The organism is Candidatus Dedyshia acidiphila (assembly GCF_051025295.1).
Taxonomy (GTDB): domain Bacteria; phylum Acidobacteriota; class Terriglobia; order Terriglobales; family Acidobacteriaceae; genus KBS-83.
Window position 1 is genome coordinate 1 of record NZ_JBMGJV010000046.1, and the last position, 16,180, is coordinate 16,180.

General features: G+C 62.5%; 17 protein-coding genes. 11 read left to right on the top strand and 6 right to left on the bottom strand.

The window, feature by feature from the left end:
• Positions 1 to 133: 133 nt before the first annotated feature.
• On the bottom strand, positions 134 to 1,786 hold the full coding sequence (gene lnt, locus AC5IJH_RS15695; protein WP_491903775.1) for an apolipoprotein N-acyltransferase: 1,653 nt from the start codon (positions 1,784 to 1,786) through the stop codon (positions 134 to 136).
• A gap of 108 nt (positions 1,787 to 1,894) precedes the next feature.
• On the opposite strand from lnt, the gene AC5IJH_RS15700 reads away from it, so the two are divergent.
• Positions 1,895 to 2,059, top strand: coding sequence for a hypothetical protein (locus AC5IJH_RS15700; protein WP_491903776.1), 165 nt, complete (start codon positions 1,895 to 1,897; stop codon positions 2,057 to 2,059).
• Between the two features lie 159 nt (positions 2,060 to 2,218).
• Complete coding sequence (locus tag AC5IJH_RS15705; protein WP_491903777.1) at positions 2,219 to 4,591, top strand: APC family permease; 2,373 nt, start codon at positions 2,219 to 2,221, stop codon at positions 4,589 to 4,591.
• Positions 4,592 to 5,057: 466 nt separating this feature from the next.
• On the opposite strand, the gene AC5IJH_RS15710 is transcribed toward AC5IJH_RS15705, so the two are convergent.
• Positions 5,058 to 5,768: a metal-dependent hydrolase gene (locus AC5IJH_RS15710; protein ID WP_491903778.1), complete on the bottom strand. Its 711-nt coding sequence runs from the start codon at positions 5,766 to 5,768 to the stop codon at positions 5,058 to 5,060.
• 188 nt (positions 5,769 to 5,956) lie between these two features.
• On the opposite strand from AC5IJH_RS15710, the gene AC5IJH_RS15715 reads away from it, so the two are divergent.
• Complete coding sequence (locus tag AC5IJH_RS15715; RefSeq protein WP_491903800.1) at positions 5,957 to 7,369, top strand: cytochrome P450; 1,413 nt, start codon at positions 5,957 to 5,959, stop codon at positions 7,367 to 7,369.
• 101 nt (positions 7,370 to 7,470) lie between these two features.
• Here the strand turns inward: AC5IJH_RS15715 and AC5IJH_RS15720 are convergent, their stop codons facing one another.
• Complete coding sequence (locus AC5IJH_RS15720) at positions 7,471 to 7,956, bottom strand: carboxypeptidase-like regulatory domain-containing protein (RefSeq protein ID WP_491903779.1); 486 nt, start codon at positions 7,954 to 7,956, stop codon at positions 7,471 to 7,473.
• A 287-nt stretch (positions 7,957 to 8,243) separates the two neighbouring features.
• Between AC5IJH_RS15720 and AC5IJH_RS15725 the strand changes: the two genes are divergently transcribed.
• From AC5IJH_RS15725 to AC5IJH_RS15755, 7 genes are all read left to right on the top strand, one after another.
• Positions 8,244 to 8,567 (top strand): co-chaperone GroES, encoded by a 324-nt coding sequence (locus AC5IJH_RS15725; RefSeq protein WP_491903780.1) that lies wholly within the window; start codon positions 8,244 to 8,246, stop codon positions 8,565 to 8,567.
• A 60-nt stretch (positions 8,568 to 8,627) separates the two neighbouring features.
• The gene (gene groL / locus AC5IJH_RS15730) at positions 8,628 to 10,295 is read left to right on the top strand and encodes a chaperonin GroEL (protein WP_491903781.1); all 1,668 of its coding nucleotides are present in this window, start codon (positions 8,628 to 8,630) and stop codon (positions 10,293 to 10,295) included.
• A 234-nt stretch (positions 10,296 to 10,529) separates the two neighbouring features.
• Positions 10,530 to 10,877, top strand: coding sequence for an STAS domain-containing protein (locus tag AC5IJH_RS15735; protein ID WP_491903782.1), 348 nt, complete (start codon positions 10,530 to 10,532; stop codon positions 10,875 to 10,877).
• Positions 10,878 to 11,028: 151 nt separating this feature from the next.
• Positions 11,029 to 11,340 carry a CopG family ribbon-helix-helix protein gene (locus tag AC5IJH_RS15740; protein ID WP_491903783.1) on the top strand — a complete coding sequence of 104 codons (312 nt, stop codon included), beginning with the start codon at positions 11,029 to 11,031 and terminating at the stop codon, positions 11,338 to 11,340.
• The gene (locus AC5IJH_RS15745) at positions 11,337 to 11,648 is read left to right on the top strand and encodes a type II toxin-antitoxin system RelE/ParE family toxin (RefSeq protein WP_491903784.1); all 312 of its coding nucleotides are present in this window, start codon (positions 11,337 to 11,339) and stop codon (positions 11,646 to 11,648) included. Before AC5IJH_RS15740 ends, AC5IJH_RS15745 begins: the two co-directional genes overlap by 4 nt.
• Before the next feature lie 440 nt (positions 11,649 to 12,088).
• Positions 12,089 to 12,610, top strand: coding sequence for a VOC family protein (locus AC5IJH_RS15750; RefSeq protein WP_491903785.1), 522 nt, complete (start codon positions 12,089 to 12,091; stop codon positions 12,608 to 12,610).
• A 66-nt stretch (positions 12,611 to 12,676) separates the two neighbouring features.
• Positions 12,677 to 13,207 (top strand): DUF3455 domain-containing protein, encoded by a 531-nt coding sequence (locus tag AC5IJH_RS15755; protein ID WP_491903786.1) that lies wholly within the window; start codon positions 12,677 to 12,679, stop codon positions 13,205 to 13,207.
• Positions 13,208 to 13,220: 13 nt separating this feature from the next.
• On the opposite strand, the gene AC5IJH_RS15760 is transcribed toward AC5IJH_RS15755, so the two are convergent.
• From AC5IJH_RS15760 to AC5IJH_RS15770, 3 genes are all read right to left on the bottom strand, one after another.
• Positions 13,221 to 13,418, bottom strand: coding sequence for a hypothetical protein (locus tag AC5IJH_RS15760; protein WP_491903787.1), 198 nt, complete (start codon positions 13,416 to 13,418; stop codon positions 13,221 to 13,223).
• A gap of 151 nt (positions 13,419 to 13,569) precedes the next feature.
• The gene (locus AC5IJH_RS15765; RefSeq protein WP_491903788.1) at positions 13,570 to 13,911 is read right to left on the bottom strand and encodes a hypothetical protein; all 342 of its coding nucleotides are present in this window, start codon (positions 13,909 to 13,911) and stop codon (positions 13,570 to 13,572) included.
• Between the two features lie 136 nt (positions 13,912 to 14,047).
• Positions 14,048 to 14,941, bottom strand: a complete 894-nt coding sequence (locus AC5IJH_RS15770) for a WecB/TagA/CpsF family glycosyltransferase (protein WP_491903789.1) — start codon at positions 14,939 to 14,941, stop codon at positions 14,048 to 14,050.
• Between the two features lie 283 nt (positions 14,942 to 15,224).
• Between AC5IJH_RS15770 and AC5IJH_RS15775 the strand changes: the two genes are divergently transcribed.
• Positions 15,225 to 15,929, top strand: coding sequence for an HAD family hydrolase (locus tag AC5IJH_RS15775; RefSeq protein ID WP_491903790.1), 705 nt, complete (start codon positions 15,225 to 15,227; stop codon positions 15,927 to 15,929).
• Positions 15,930 to 16,180 lie beyond the last annotated feature (251 nt).

Genomic DNA, 16,180 nt, shown 5'->3' on the forward strand with positions numbered 1-16,180 from the left:
TTTTTTGAGATCCGCGCGCAGACGCGAGGCGTCAAAGATACTCCCGCAGGTCGCGTACGCGATCGCGCACGGGAGTGTAGGCGAATTCCAATTCGTCGAGCATGGATGTGGGCCTGACCTGACTTGATGGAAACTACGACGCCCGCCTGCGGTTGAGCACGAGACGCACCGCACGGGCCAGCATCGCTAGCGACAGTATCCCACACAGCAGAGCGAACACATCACCGAAGCGGGTGTAGAAGGTCAGGTCGTCGCGGAAGCCATACTGCACTGCCAGCGAGGTGTACACATGGCGCGGCGCGCTCTGCGTCAGCCGACCCCATGGATCGATCGCCGTCGTCACGCCGGTATTGGTGTCGCGCAGGATCCAGCGCCGGTTCTCAATCGCGCGCATCCGCGCCATGTTCAGGTGCTGCCACGGTGCGCTGGTGTCGCCATACCAGCCATCGTCCGAGATATTGACCAGCACTTCGGCGCCGTTCGCCGCAAATTGCCGGATCTCGTCCGCAAAAATCGATTCGTAACAGATGAAAATACCGTAGCGGTGTCCCTTCAGCCGGAACACGCTGCGCTTCCACCCATGCGTAAAGCGCCCCGCATTGTGCGTCAATCCATGCGCAAAGCTGAAGAAGCTCTGGAATGGGATGTACTCACCCCACGGCACCAGGTGGATCTTTGCGTAGCGACCCACCAGGCCGCCATCCGCGCCGAACACGCTGGCCGCGTTGTAGAGATCGACATGCCCGGGCCGCACATCCGCGGCTGCATTGCCGATGATCGCTGCTGCGCCAGTTGACTGATTCATTCCCGCGACCAACGCGCGAAACCGTGGGTCACGCTCAGAGAGTGCGGACGGCGCCTCCGGCCACACCACCACGTTTGCGCGTGCGCCTTCTGTGCATGGCGGCGTTACGGTAGGCGCACCTGTCTCGGGCATGCCCGCGATGTAGGGCGTGCAGGCGCCGAGGCTGGTAGCTACAAAGCGCTGCGTGTGTACATCCCACTCGTCAACGTACTGGCCGGTCTTCGTGTCGAAGATCGTGCCCGTCCAGCCGTTGTCCTGCTGTACGTCCAGATTCTCCTGCAGCAGCACCGCTGTCGCTTCCGTGGGTGACGCAGCTGGATGCATCAGCACGCCGCAGCACAGAACCACAGCAGCCACAAGTCCGCCGAGCCACAATGATCGCCGGCGCAGCAGCACACCTCCCGCGATCGTTGCGTTTGCCGCGAGCAGCAAACACGTGATGCCATACACGCCCGTCCATGGCGCGATCGTCGTGAGCACGGGATTACTCACCTGCGAGTAACCGAGCTGATCCCAGGGCACGCGGATCAGGTGCGCCCCAAGCAAGTCGATCGCTGTCCAGAGGAATGGTGTGATCAGGAGCGGAAGCAACATGCCTCGACTGGCGCGATGGGCGAATGCAATCAGCCAGCCGAACAGCCCGTAATAGAGCCCCATGATCAGGCTGAACAACAGCAGAATGCCCGCGGCCACGGGCGCCGGCAGCCCGCCGTACAAAAACATGGTCTGGTAAATCCAGTAGCAATTGATCGCGTACCAGATCGTGCCAAAGATCCATCCGGAGAGAAAGCCTTCAACCAATGGTCGCCGTGGCGCTACCTTCTCCGGCGCAAGCAGTGCAATCAGCAGAGGCACGGCGCCGACCCAGGCAAACACCATGCGCCACGCGGGTAGCGGCCCTGCCAGCGGAAAGCACAGGTTCAGCAGGATGGCAGACAGCGCTGCGAGCGCCTGTCGCCCTCGTCTGGAAAGAGAAGTCATGACGGGTGGGTGCGAGTCGGAGTCTACCACCAGAGCCGGCGCTACTCTGTTATGCGCAGCCGCGACGCCTCCCTTTCTCTCTATGTCACTCGGCGCTACACTCATAGCATGTGGCTCGCCCTGCTCGGTATGCACATTCTCGAGCTCTTCTTCTTCACCGGCATCATCGGCTCGTCCATCGTGGTGATCATCACTTCATTCGAGGATGCGTTCGAGTTGCTGGGATCCTCCGAAGAGCATCCCCCAGAGGCAAAGACGCCATCGCGCATCTGAACGTGCGCACTTTGACGTAAAAAAAGCGTAGTTTCACAGCGCCACAGCAGCGTCCGTCCGCGTTGACGCTCCTACCTATCCGCTCTACACTCAGCCGAGACGCCCGAATGACAACGCCATTCCACGCGAATGGCGGGGCCGCCCGGAACTCAGGACCGAATGGCCTTCGAGAACACAGTCTCTTCACCCGCGGGTCGCGTCCGTCTCGTCGTCGCTTCGTCGGTGATGCTGTCCTTCATCTCCTTCTGGCGCGCCGCCGCGGTCGTGCTGAATGACCTCGGCTCCTCCGCTTTCTATGCGGGCGGCATTGCTGAGAGGGCGGTCGGCAAGTCCGCCCCTTGGTTCATCCTCGGCGTCATGCTCTTCTCCTTCGCGGTGCGCGCCGTGTATGTCGAGAGCTGTTCCATGTTCACCCGCGGCGGCGTCTACCGCGTCGTCAAGGAGGCACTTGGCGGCACCTTCGCCAAGCTCAGCGTCTCCGCTCTCATGTTCGACTACATCCTCACCGGACCCATCTCCGGTGTGTCAGCCGGGCAGTACATCGTCGGCCTGATGAACGAGTTACTCATCGTCGCCGCGCAGCATAGCTGGTTGCCCGGCGCGTTGACCGGACCGCAGCATCACATCCCGCAGTTCTCAGTCGACCTCACCTCTGCCTTCTTCGCCGTGGTCGTCACCGTCTATTACTGGTGGCAGAACATCAAGGGCATTCACGAGTCCAGCAACAAAGCACTCGAGGTGATGAAGATCACGACCGTGATGGTCGTCATCCTGCTGCTCTGGGGTCTGTACACCGTCGCGCATCGTGGCGCCAGCCTGCCGCCGCTGCCGACTCCCGGGCAACTGCACTTCTCTGAAGACGCACTCGGCTTTCTGAAGGGCAGCAGGTTCGCCGCGTCCTTCGGCCTGTTCGGCATCCTGATGGCGTTCGGCCACTCCGTGCTCGCCATGAGCGGTGAGGAGTCTCTCGCCCAGGTCAATCGCGAGATCGAGCACCCCAAGCTCAAGAACCTCAAGCGGGCCGCGATCGTCATCGCGATCTACTCGCTCGTCTTCACCGGCATGGCCTCGCTGCTCGCCGTCATGCTCATCCCGGACTCTGTCCGCGTCCCTGTCTACTCCGACAACCTGATCGCCGGGCTCGCCATGTACATGGCTGGCCCGCAGGTTCTACGGATCATCTTCCGCGTCTTCGTCGTCCTGGTTGGCTTCCTCATCCTCTCGGGTGCGATCAACACCTCGATCATTGGCTCAACCGGCGTGCTGATGCGTGTCGCCGAAGATGGCGTGCTCACCGACTGGTTCCGCAAACCGAACCGCCGCTTCGGCACCTCCTACCGCATCGTCAACCTGGTCGCCATCATGCAACTGCTGACGATCGTCATCAGTCGCGGCAGGGTTGTTGTCCTCGGCGAGGCCTATGCCTTCGGTGTGATCTGGAGCTTTACCTTCAACTCGCTCGCCATGCTGGTGCTGCGCTGGAAGTACAAGGGCGAGCGCGGCTGGAAGGTGCCGCCGAATATCACCATCGGTAAGACAGAGATCCCCATCGGCCTCTTTTCTGTCTTCATGGTGCTGTTCTCCACTGCGGTGGTGAACCTATTCACCAAGTCCATCGCCACGGTCAGCGGCATCGCCTTCGCGGCGATCTTCTTTATCGTCTTCTCTATCTCGGAGAAGCAGAATGCTCGCCGCCACGCACTCAGCGATCGCCAGTTGCGCGAGCACTTCCAGTTGCAGCACGAGGACAAGATCGGCCGCGATGTGCTGCAGATTCGCCATGGCTGCCTGATGGTCACCATGCGCGATGTCACCAACCCGTTCGCGCTGAAATGGGCGCTGGCCCGCACCGACACGGACGAGCAGGATGTCGTCGTGCTCACCGCGCGCATGGTGGGCGCCGGCGGCCCGGAGCTGCTCGATGCCTCGGAACAGTCCTTCTCCGAGCATGAGCAGATGCTCTTTACCAAAGCCGTCTCAGTCGCCGAGAGCTTTGGCAAGCACATCAACTTACTCGTCGTACCCGCAGGAGACATCTTCGCCGCGCTGGTCCAGACCGCAAATTCGCTCGAAGCCGCCTCGGTCGTCGCCGGTGTTTCCTCGAAGATAACCGCGCAGGAGCAGGCCTACTATGTCGGCCAAGCGTGGGAGGCCTTGCCCGAACCGAAGCGCCAGTTCGCCTTCCATGTTGTGATGGAAGATGGCAGCTCGCAGGCCTATCACATCGGTCCTCATGCGCCGCACCTGCAGCCCGATGACGTACAGCTCGTGCATCGCCTGTGGCTCAACTTCCGACGCGATCCCGAGCTCGATACCCTGCACCACAGCGATATCGTGACTTATGCGCTGACGCGTCTGGCGAGTGAATATGCACGCGATAAGCAGGAGACATTAAAGGGGTTGAAGCGTAGCGGACGCGATGGCAATCCGTCGCGTCCGCTGCCGCGCTCTCCCGCAACCCGGGATGGCGGCGGCGACTACAGCGTGCTCGCCCCGAAGCCAAACGCGGATCGCACCGACTCGTCCTACTAGTGAGACTCCGGAGTCAGCGGCGACTCTTCTTCATAACTCATATTCTCTCTCTGCCTTTGCACATATTTGCCACATCCTAGATAATAGGAAGCGCTTCGTGTTTCTTTTTACGAATGTGTTCCGATGGGAGGATGCGTGAAAGTAGAAGAAATTCTGGCCGGCATCGATCAGGAGATAGCTCGGCTCCAGCAGGCAAGGAATCTGCTCGCAGGTGATGCGCCCCGTCGGGGACGTCCTCGGGGCTCTAAGTCAGCCAAGGCGGTCAAGTCCGCCGCAGCACCTGCACCCGCCAAAAAAACCGCGGGAAAGAAGCAGCGTCGCCTCTCGCCGGAGGGTCGTCGCCGCATTGCAGAAGCCATGAAGAAGCGCTGGGCAGAACGCAAGAAATCAGCGTCCTAACCCGTTGTCGCCACGCAACATGGGTGCCGCCCTGGCGGCACCCATGTTTACTTCCGCCACGCGCGTCTTACTGCACCAGATCTCCCGGCCGCGGCGCCACTACCTGGATTCCTGATCCCTCAAGCTGCCGCTTCAGCTCCTCCGATGTCCCAGTCAGTGCCGGGAAGGTTCCGTAGTGAATCGGGACCACCGTCTTTGCTCCCAGATACTTCGCCGCCAGCGCCGCATGCTTCGGCCCCATGGTGAAGTTATCTCCGATAGGCAGCACCGCGATCTCCGGCGCATATAGCTCGCTATATAGCTTCATGTCACTGAATATGGCCGTATCGCCCGCTATATAAATGGTCGGCGCGCCCGGAATCGTCAGCACGTAACCGCAAGGATTTCCCGCATACACCGTCTGCCCACCATCCATCAGGCTCGATGAGTGGCGCGCTTCAACCATCGAGATGGTCACTCCATCTGTCTCGAGATTGCCGCCATAGTTCATCGGCGCGATGTTCTTCACGCCCTTGCCCTGCATCCAGCTCACCAGCTCATACATCCCGACAACCTTCGCCTGCGTCTGCTGCGCCAGCTTCACTGCGTCGTGGAAGTGATCGTCATGACCATGCGTCAGCAGCAGAAGATCGACCTTCTCCGGTAGCTTGAAGTCCCGCGGCGTCGATGGATTCCCTTCCATCCACGGATCGACAAGGATCGATGTTCCCTTCGGTGTCTCCAGGTGCAGAGTGGCATGTCCCAGCCAGGTCAGCTTAATGCCGCCAAGTTGCGCCATAGTGTTTTGAACTCCTTCTTTCGCTTGCGGTTGAATTTGTCTTCTTCTATCCAGGCTCGCGGCCGCGTTCTTCTTCGGCGGCGCTATCGCAGCAGGTGACTTTGGCGCCGCGAACGCGACTCGCTGCTTCGTGTAACGACGCTCGACTCGACGGATAAGATGCAGGAGTGGCGTCCCGTTTGCCCCTCATGAACAATGCCGCGCCGCCTCGGCTGCGCATCGCACGCGGCTGGCCCGCTGGGCCCTCGCTCGCGCGCCGCATCGCCACCGGCCAGATATTCCGCTACAACACCATCGATTTCCTGCGCGCCAATGCGACGCAGTATGGCGACCTGGTGCACTTCCGTGCGGGCAGCCGGCACGTCTTCCAAGTGAATCATCCCGCGCTCATTCAGCAGATGCTCGTTGCCGACGCGCCGCATCAGCATCGCGGGATCGTCATGCAGCGCGCGCGCTTCGTGCTGGGTGATGGCCTGCTCACCAGTGAAGAGCCGCTTCACCTGCGCCAGCGCCGGCTCACGCAGCCCGCCTTCCATCGCGACCGCATCGCCGGTTACGGCGCGGTCATCGGCGACTCCGCACTCCGCATGACGCGGCAATGGCAGAGCGGCTCGACGGTCGATCTGCACGGCGAGATGCTGCTGCTCGCGCTCCGCATCGTCGGCAAATGCCTCTTCAATGCCGATGTCGACTCCGACGTGCGCAGAATATCCGCCGCCGTCGACGCCTTCATGGGCTTCCTGCCACTCGCCTTTTTGCCATTTTCCGATCAGCTCCTGCGCCTGCCGCTTCCGATCATGAAGCGGATCTATCGCGGGCAGGCCGAGCTTGAAGCGCTGATCTACGGACTCATTCACCAACGGCGCGCCAGCGGCGTCGATCAGGGCGACCTGCTCTCCATGCTGCTTGCGACCGTCGACGAAGAAGGCACGGGCGGCATGAGCGATCGCCAGGTGCGCGACGAGTGCCTGACGCTGCTGCTCGCCGGGCACGAAACCACGGCCAACTCGCTCAGCTTCGCGCTCTGGCTCGCCGCCACGAATCCCGAATGGCAGCAGCAGCTCCATGACGAAGCTGCAGGCGTGCTCGAAGGCGAGGCCGCCGTCGCGGCCGACTACCCGCGCCTGCCGCTCGCCTGGCAGCACTTCGCCGAAGCCATGCGCCTCTACCCGCCTGTCTGGGTCACCGCTCGCACGGCGGTGGACAGCTACGCCTTTGCCGGCGTGACCATACCCGCCGGGGCGCTGCTGCTGGCTCCGCAGATCGTCGTCCATCACGACCCGCGCTGGTGGACCGAGCCTGACACCTTCCGGCCTCAGCGGTTCGCCGGGCAGGCGCCAGCGCATCGCGTCTCCGGTCAGCCCGACGCCGCACGCGACGAAGCCGCGCGACCGAAGCTTGCCTATTTCCCCTTCGGCGCAGGCACTCGACAATGCATTGGTGAGGGCTTCGCCTGGATGGAGGGTGTCCTCGCGCTCGCCACCATCCTGCGCGACTGGCGCATCAGCGTTCCACCGGGCAAGCCGGCCACGCTCCCCATCATCCCGCGCATCACTCTGCGCCCGAAGAACGGCCTGCCGCTGCGGCTCGACCGGCGCTAGGCCATGGACGGGCGGCTGAGTGGGGCGGGGTGGTCGATATCCCATCACGCACCCGTGGTGGAGTTACCTGCCCCGCTTGGACACGAGCCAAAACCGCCCGCCTACTGTGGGTTCTCCGGCGTGCTCTCGGGCTTAGTCGTCGTCTCCTGCGCCTGCCCGCTCTGGTCGCCGGTTCCGTTGCCCTTATAGATCGAGTACTGCTCACCCGGCCGCTTCATCTTGATCACGATCGCCTTGGCATCCGCGTTCGCAACATAGTCGTTGCCGAACGTCTGGAAGCCGTTCGCGATGATCTGCAGCCGAACCCTCGAGCCGATCGGGATCACGTCAAGAACCGCCTTGCCGTCCAGGTCGGTCTTCAACTCGAGCGCACCCTCTTCCTTGCCCTTCTCATTCACCGGGTGGAAGATCACGGCCGCATTTGGAATCGGCTTTCCGCTACTCGCCCGCACCACTTCGATATCGATCTTCATGGTCGGTGGCGGCGCCTTGTACTTGCGGCCGCGGCGCTCCTGTGCAGAGGAGACGAGCGTGGCGAAAATCAGCAGAAACGCAGCAGCGAAGCGAAGAAAAGAGCGGGAAAGCATGGGCCGATTCTAACCGCTCCGGCGTTCCTGCCCCGGGCCGCCTGCCACGCCACCCCTGCTCGGCATGCTGTGGATTAACCTGAGTGTCACACGCTCATATTGTGCGTCTGTCCACTTGACAACCATGCCCTTCGTTCCCTATCTTGGCACTTGAAGGGCGACACTGCTAACGGCCGCCCGCGCACCTCACTCGTGCGCTCCCCAGCGTCCGCCGCACCGCCCATACGACCTGGAAACCGATTCAACCCGCGGGCCTCCCGGCCTGCGCACCAAGAGAAGGAGAAACAATGCCAACAGCAACTGCATCCGCAGCGACTTCCACGTTTACCCCGCTGCATGACCGCATCCTGGTCCGTCGTGTCGAAGAGGGCGAGACCGTCCGTGGCGGCATCATCATCCCGGACACCGCCAAGGAAAAGCCCCAGGAGGGCGAGGTCATCGCCGTCGGCAAGGGCAAGTCCAACGACGAGGGCAAGGTGTTCCCGCTCGACGTCAAGGCAGGCGACCGCATCCTGTTCGGCAAGTGGGGCGGCACCGAGATCAAGATCGACGGCCAGGACTTTCTGATCATGAAGGAAGACGAAGTCCTCGGCATCCTGAAGTCCAAGTAACGCGGACACAGTTCTGAACCATCCGCCACCATCGCGGATACGTATCAAGGAGATAGAAACATGGCAAAGCAAATTCTGCACGGCGAAGATTCGCGTCAGGCCATCCTGCGCGGCGTGAACACGCTGGCTGACGCAGTCAAGGTCACCCTCGGCCCCAAGGGTCGCAACGTTGTCATCGAGAAGAAGTTCGGCTCGCCTACCATCACCAAGGACGGCGTCACCGTCGCCAAGGAGATTGAGCTCAAGGATTCACTCGAGAACATGGGCGCACAGATGGTCCGTGAGGTCGCCTCGAAGACCTCCGATGTCGCCGGCGACGGCACCACCACCGCCACCGTTCTGGCCCAGGCCATCTACCGCGAAGGCGTCAAGACCGTCGCAGCCGGTGCCAACCCCATGGCGCTCAAGCGCGGCATTGACAAGGCCGTTGAGGCCATCGTCGGCAAGCGCGATGAGCACGGCACGGTCCAGGGCGGCGCACTCTCCAAGTTCTCCAAGCCCGTCTCCGGCGAGATGATCGCCCAGGTCGGCACCATCTCCGCCAACTCCGACTCCACCATCGGCAACATCATTGCCGAGGCCATGAAGAAGGTCGGCAAGGACGGCGTGATCACGGTCGAAGAGTCGAAGACGCTCGAGACCCAGCTGGAAGTCGTCGAAGGCATGCAGTTTGACCGCGGCTACCTTTCGCCCTACTTCGTCACCGATCCCGACCGCATGGAAGCCGCGCTCGACGAGCCCTACATCCTCATCCACGAGAAGAAGATCTCCACGATGAAGGATCTGCTCCCGCTGCTCGAACAGACCGTCCAGACCGGCAAGCCGCTCGTCATCATCGCGGAAGATGTCGACGGCGACGCACTCGCCACCCTCGTGGTCAACAAGCTGCGTGGCTCGCTCAAGGTCGCGGCCGTCAAGGCCCCTGGCTTCGGCGATCGCCGCAAGGCCATGCTCGAGGACATCGCGAAGCTCACCGGCGGCAAGGCCATCACCGAAGACCTCGGCATCAAGCTTGAGAACGTCAAGCTCGAGGACCTCGGCCGCGCCAAGCGCGTCACCATCGACAAGGACAACACCACCATCGTCGAAGGCAAGGGTGACTCCAAGGCCATCGAAGGTCGCGTCAAGGAGATCCGCAACCAGATCGACAAGACCACCTCTGACTACGATCGCGAGAAGCTCCAGGAGCGCCTTGCGAAGCTGGTCGGCGGCGTGGCTGTCATCAAGGTCGGCGCTGCGACGGAGACCGAGATGAAGGAGAAGAAGGCCCGCGTTGAAGACGCGATGCACGCCACCCGCGCTGCGGTCGAGGAAGGCATCGTCGCCGGCGGCGGCGTCGCTCTGATCCGCTCGGCGAAGGATGTTGATGCCCTCGTCAAGACGCTCCAGGGCGATGAGAAGATCGGTGCCCAGATCGTCCGTCGCGCTATCGAAGAGCCGCTGCGCCAGATCGTCGGCAATGCCGGCGAAGAAGGTGCTGTGGTCGTCGGCAAGATCCTCGAAAGCACGGATCCCAACTTCGGCTACAACGCCGGTACCGGCGAGTACGAGGACCTGGTCAAGGCCGGTGTCATCGACCCAACCAAGGTCACCCGCACCGCGCTCCAGAACGCAGCCTCGATCGCCGGCCTCATGCTGACGACCGAAGCCATGGTCGCGGACATCCCTGAGCCGAAGTCCGCAGCCCCCGCTGGCGGTCACGGCGGCGGCATGGGCGACATGTACTAAGGACTGGCCGTCCAGGCAAAAGCGCCTTTGGCGCCGACACCGGCCGAACAGCGTTCAGCTACACGCTTAAGAAAGCCCCTCGCGCAAGCGAGGGGCTTTTCTGCGTCAGCATCAAGCGCGCTCTCAACCCTCCCCAATGCCACCGCGAGTTACTTCCTTGCCTTCCCTTCCTTGTGCGACAATCGGCCACTCCCCTCGGGCCCCCGCCCCATCATCTGAGAAGGATGTGCCCGCATGCCTGAAGCCCCGGAGAAACCTCTTACCTTCGAGATCGAACGCGACGGAGATGCCGCCGTCGTCAAGTGCCACGGGCGCCTCGTCGCCGGCACCACGCAGGAGTTCTACGAAGCCATCAAGCACTTACTGCCGCAGATCAAGCGCCTCACTGTCGATCTCGCAGAGCTGACTTACGTGGACAGCATGGGCCTCGGCACCCTGGTGCGCGCCTACACCACAGCCCGCCAGCACGGATGCGAGTTCCAGCTACTCCACCTCGGCAAGCAGGTCCGCAACCTGCTCAAGCTGACCAACCTGCTCTCCGTCTTCGCCCACGCCGAAGACCACGGCATCACCGTCGCCTAGCTCCTGCGCGGACGGCGACACGCGACCTCCGGGTGACGACGAAGTGCTTCGCCTGCGCCTTTCGGTGCGCGATTGGTTTCGATTGATGGAGTGACCACAACGGCAAAATGAGCATGTCAGATACTTTGTAATACAACGTATTCTTAAGAGCATGCAGCAGAAGACAGTCACCTTCCGCGCCCCCGGCGACAAGATTAAGGCCCTCGACGCCCTCGCTGCCGTGCAGCAGCGTGATCGCAGCTTCGTCCTCAACGAAGCCGTGGACCAGTACCTCTCGCTGAACGACTACCACACGGCCCTCATCCAGGAAGGCATCCGCCAGGACGACGCCGGAGAGCACGTCAGCCATGAAGAGGTTCGAGCGATGCTCGATGCTCTGGTCAAGCGCCCGGCAAAGAAAGCTCGCAAGAAAGCGCAAACCACGAAGGCGGCGACAAGGACGCGAGCAAAGGCTGCGCGTTGAGTCCTGCACCCCGCCTGCCCGTCATCTGGACACGGCAGGCGACGCGCGATCTGGCGGGCGCTCACGCCTACATCGCTCGTGACAGCCTGGCTGCCGCCGACCGTCAGGGCTTCATGATCTTCCACGCAGCCGAGAGCCTCAGCCACTTCCCGCAGAAAGGCCGCTCTGGTCGGATCGACGGAACATGCGAATTGGTCGTCGTGGGCACCTCCTACATCGTGGCCTACCGGCTACGCGACGGTTCAGTGCGCATTCTCGCCATCCTGCACCGTGCGCGCCGCTGGCCCGACGACTTCGCCGCGCCCTGATCTCCCGTTCCGGAACGCGGGCAAATTTCGTTGGCCGACTCACCCCCGCAAACTCGCTACACTGGAAATAGAGAACAAAATCTCAGCCGGCATGACAGCCGCAGTCAAACGCCACCGCCTCGGTGGCGTTTTTGCGTCTGGTGCTTGCTGACCCTACAGGGGTACAGGCTAAGTTCTGCAGTTGCAAATGTTTAGCCGTAAGCCCAATGATTGGACATCTTTGTGAGCGCCACTGGAGCTATCCCGCACATTCCACGTCGCTTCTGCCGAACCTTCCCATACCGGAGGGGGGAGGGGTCCCCGGTCACGGTACCCGCCCCCGCAGTGAGCCAGCCCGCAAACGACGAGCGCCCTTGAGGCCGGCTTGCCGTTCGCAACCAAGCCGGGCGCCAGCCGTCAGTGTCCCTGCATCCTCACCGGCGCACCGGCATCGAAGCGGTGTGACGACAACTCCGCTCCAGGCCGCGAACACCATTCATCCCGAGACGCGCATCGGTCACGTCCACCTCAAGGTGGCGAACCTCGATCGAGCCCTCGCCTTCTATCGTGACGTTCTTGGCTTCGCGGTGACGCAGCGCCTCGGCGATGCAGCGGCCTTCCTCTCGGCGGGTAGCTACCATCATCACATCGGCCTGAACACCTGGGAGAGCCGCAACGGAGCCGCGCCTGCACCCCACACCACTGGCCTTTACCACCTCGCAATTCTGTACCCCACGCGCGCGGAGTTGGCCGACGCACTTCGCCGCCTGGTCGCCGCCGGCATCCCGCTCGAAGGCGCGGCCGACCACGGCGTCAGTGAAGCGCTCTACCTGCGCGACCCGGACGGCAATGGTGTGGAACTCTACCGGGACCGCCCGCAAACAGAATGGCCTCGCACCGCGTCGGGCGAGCTGACGATGCAGACCCTGCCGCTTGATCTCCGCGCCCTCCTCGCCGAAGCTCGCGACGTCCCACGGTCCTGAGATCGCTTCATAGAAGAAGCGACACATGCTGCCACTGCTCACTGCCCGCTTGTGTTGGAGGAACCCATGATCATCCGCGCCGTCGCTGCCCTGCTCTCGCTTGCCGCCCTCCAGGCGCCCGCTGCCGACACGACCCTGCCGCCAGCCGACAGCACAGTGGCCGCCGAGGCGCTTGGCCGTGGCGTGCAGGTCTACCGCTGTGAAGGGCAGAGCGACGCATTCACCTGGGTCTTCACCGAGCCACGCGCCACTCTCTACCCACTCGCGGCAGGCGCGACGGAGGAGCAGACAGCGGTGGGCCAGCACGGAGCCGGCCCGGTGTGGCGGTGGAAGGATGGCAGTGCGGTCACCGGCAAGCTAGTCCAGAAGCTGCCGGCCCCCGATGGTCACTCCATTCCGTGGCTCCTGCTCTCAGCCGTGAAGACGGATGATGCAAAGCCGGGTGGAGTGCTGGACGGGGTGGTCTACGTGCGGCGCTCGAACACCGTCGGCGGCAGTGCGCCAGCGGAGGGCTGTGACTCCCAGCATGCAGGAACAGAAGCCCAGGTTCGTTACACCGCGACCTACACCTTCTACCGGGCCGCGCAGGCTCGGTAGACGGCAATCAGATCTACCAGTAGGCGAGAACCGTCTTGCGCCATGCCTGGGCGAAGTAGACGAATGCGATAACGATGACCAGGCGGGCGACGAGGCCGCTGAGTTCGAGAAGAATGCTCTGCTCCAGGTGAAACGCGGCCTCAACGAACAGCGCGCAAACCAGGATGATGGCGGTGGGAATTCCTAACACTTTCAATCGGTAGTGGCTCATAGGCAGAGTGTAGGCAGCTACCAAGACACGCGACATTCCACAGAAGCGTCAGTTACCTTTCCACCTCCCGGCCTTGCTGTTCATGCAACTGTTACAGACGCAGAAGAGGGCCGGCGCATGCACCGGCCCTCCGCCGCCCTGCAGCCCAGTCCTACTTGGGCGATGCCATCGAGCTATCGGCCTTCTTCTTGCCGATCGGCGATGTCTTCGCCATGCGGTAGCCAGCCTTCTGCGCATCGGCTTCACTCATGAACTTGCCATTCTTCGTCTTCCCGTACTGCGCATCATCCTTGTGGTAGACCTTCGTATTCACGTTCGCCCAGACCATGCCCTTCGCCTTCGCATCGGCGATTTCGGCGTCGGACGGCGCATTCGCCGCGGGCTTCGTCGCGCGCGCGCTCTTCGCCGGAGCGCCAGACGACGCAGTGGACTGCGCTGGTGAGGCGGCCTGAGCCATCGCGCCAGGGATGATACCGCCGGTCAACGCCAACATCAGGACTAGTGAGACTCCACGCATTGTTTGCTTCCCTTTCGTATGCAACAGTCGCCCCTTGGTGGGGCGCACACGACTAGACACCACGCAGCAGAAAAAGGCAACTCAGGTCTGCGATGGAATGGACCCGTAGAACTCAGGATGCAGCGCGTTGGCCGTCCGGCGCAGACGTGAGTGCCGCGGTGTCGTGACTCTGCTCGAGGTACTCGCGCTTTGCTTCCGCAGCGTCCTCGGAGAGGAGAAAACGCAGCGCGTAACAGGTGAACAGCGGGTTGCCGACTAGATAGCGATACGCCAGCCGTCGCGGCTCCTGCATCCAGCGGAACACCCACTCCAGCCCAGCACGTTGCATCCAGAGTGGAGCACGGCGTCGAATGCCGGCAAGCAGTTCGAAGCTGCCGCCCACCCCGACCGCCACAGGCACGCCCAACTGGCGGATATGGCGTTGGATGAAGTACTCCTGCTTGGGCGCGCCCAGGGCGACAAACAGGATTGCCGGCCGAGCCGCACGAATACTGCGCAGCACTTCGTTCAGAACCTCCGGCCTTTCTTCGAAGCCGACCGGCGGGCACCCCACACCGCTGACTTCGAGACCGGGGAAGCGGTCCATCAACAGTGCGGCCGTAGCTCCGGCGGCGCCAGGCAGGCCGCCCAGCAGGTAGATGGGAAGATTGTTCGCTGCAGCAGCTGCGCACAGCGGTGGGATCAGATCTACGCCGGTGATGCGCTCCACCTGCTCTGCACCCAGCAGACGGCACATGCGGACAATCGGCATACCATCCGCACAGATGTAGTCGGCATGCTCCAGGCATCTGCGAAATGTGCCGCTCTGGTTCGCGAGCACGTAGAACTGCGCATTCGCCGTGACGACATGTCTCGTCGGCGCGCCGGCATAGATGTCCGCGATGAGACGGACCGTGAGCGCCTCGGCATCGACCGCACTGATGCGAAGTGGGCCAACATTGACCTCTGGAGTGGACTCCTGGGCAAGCGGCGGGGCCTCGAACGGTGTACGGGTTTTCTCATCCACTGCGAATACCAAAGCTCTGTTCCTCCGGATCAGCGACCCCATGGAGCCGGCTGATGCGCTCAAGAGCTCGCTTCCAAGAGCGGGCCCGTCAATGGTTGGATGCGAGCGTGGATAGGGATGTTCCGGCGCCTGATAAGGCGATCTTTGTACGATGCCAGCTGCTGCGCGTAGGGTTCGATGGATGCCAGGTGAAACAGCCGCGTCAGGCGGAGCTGCTCTTAGAGAGAGCGCCACGGCTCCCGGTCGATGTTGTCGTGTCAACGAGCGTGCGAAGATCAACAACATGCCGTCCCGCTTAACCGGGCAGACACTTCTGCTCGACGCCGATGACACACTCTGGGAAAACAACATCTACTTCGAGCGAGCGATCGCGAAATTCATCGATTACTTCGACCATCAGCACCACACACCCGCCCAGGTACGCAGCGTTCTCAATCGCTGTGAGCACGAAACGATCGCAAAGCACGGCTACGGCATGCGCAGCTTTGAGCGGTCGCTGATCGCCTGCTTCGCGGAGCTCTCCACCGCGCCGCCGTCGTCAGAACAGACCGAGCAGATCGCTCGCTTCGCTCAGTCGATTGCTGAAGAGGCGACTGTGCTCCTGCCTGGCGTCGCAGAGGTCATGCCGGTACTGGGCAAACGGCACCGTCTCATCCTCGTCACGAAGGGCAACCGCGAGGAGCAACAGCTCAAGATCGAGCGCTCGGGTCTGCATGCTCACTTCACTGCCGTGGAGATCGCGGCAGAGAAGCACGAGCATGCGTACCGCGAGATCATCGCCCGCTATCAACTCCAGCCAGCTACAACCTGGATGATCGGCAACAGCCCGCGGTCCGACATCAACCCGGCACTGGCGGCCGGACTGCATGCGGTCTATGTGCATCACCCGAGTACCTGGGTGTTGGAACAGGATGCAATCACCGCGCCTGAGCCACCCCAAAGGCTGGTACAGCTCGAGTGCTTCTCTGCCCTAGCGGATTTGTTCTGAGCTCTTTCCTCGTGCCGTAAACATGGCGCAGTCTTTCCGGTGGCGTTCTATGGCAGGGCAACCACTGATCGATGCCTGGTCGGAATCGGGATCTGACCTTCTCGTGTAAGTCAGCGCTGCCTTTCGTAACCTGGCAAAGAACGTGTTTGGCACCTCGCGTGCCTGTTCCCGAAGTGGTCACAGAGAGCAGCACTTAGCCCTCTCCCTGCCCCCATCCGGGGCACTCGCTCCCCCGTTCTGGGGAGCAGATC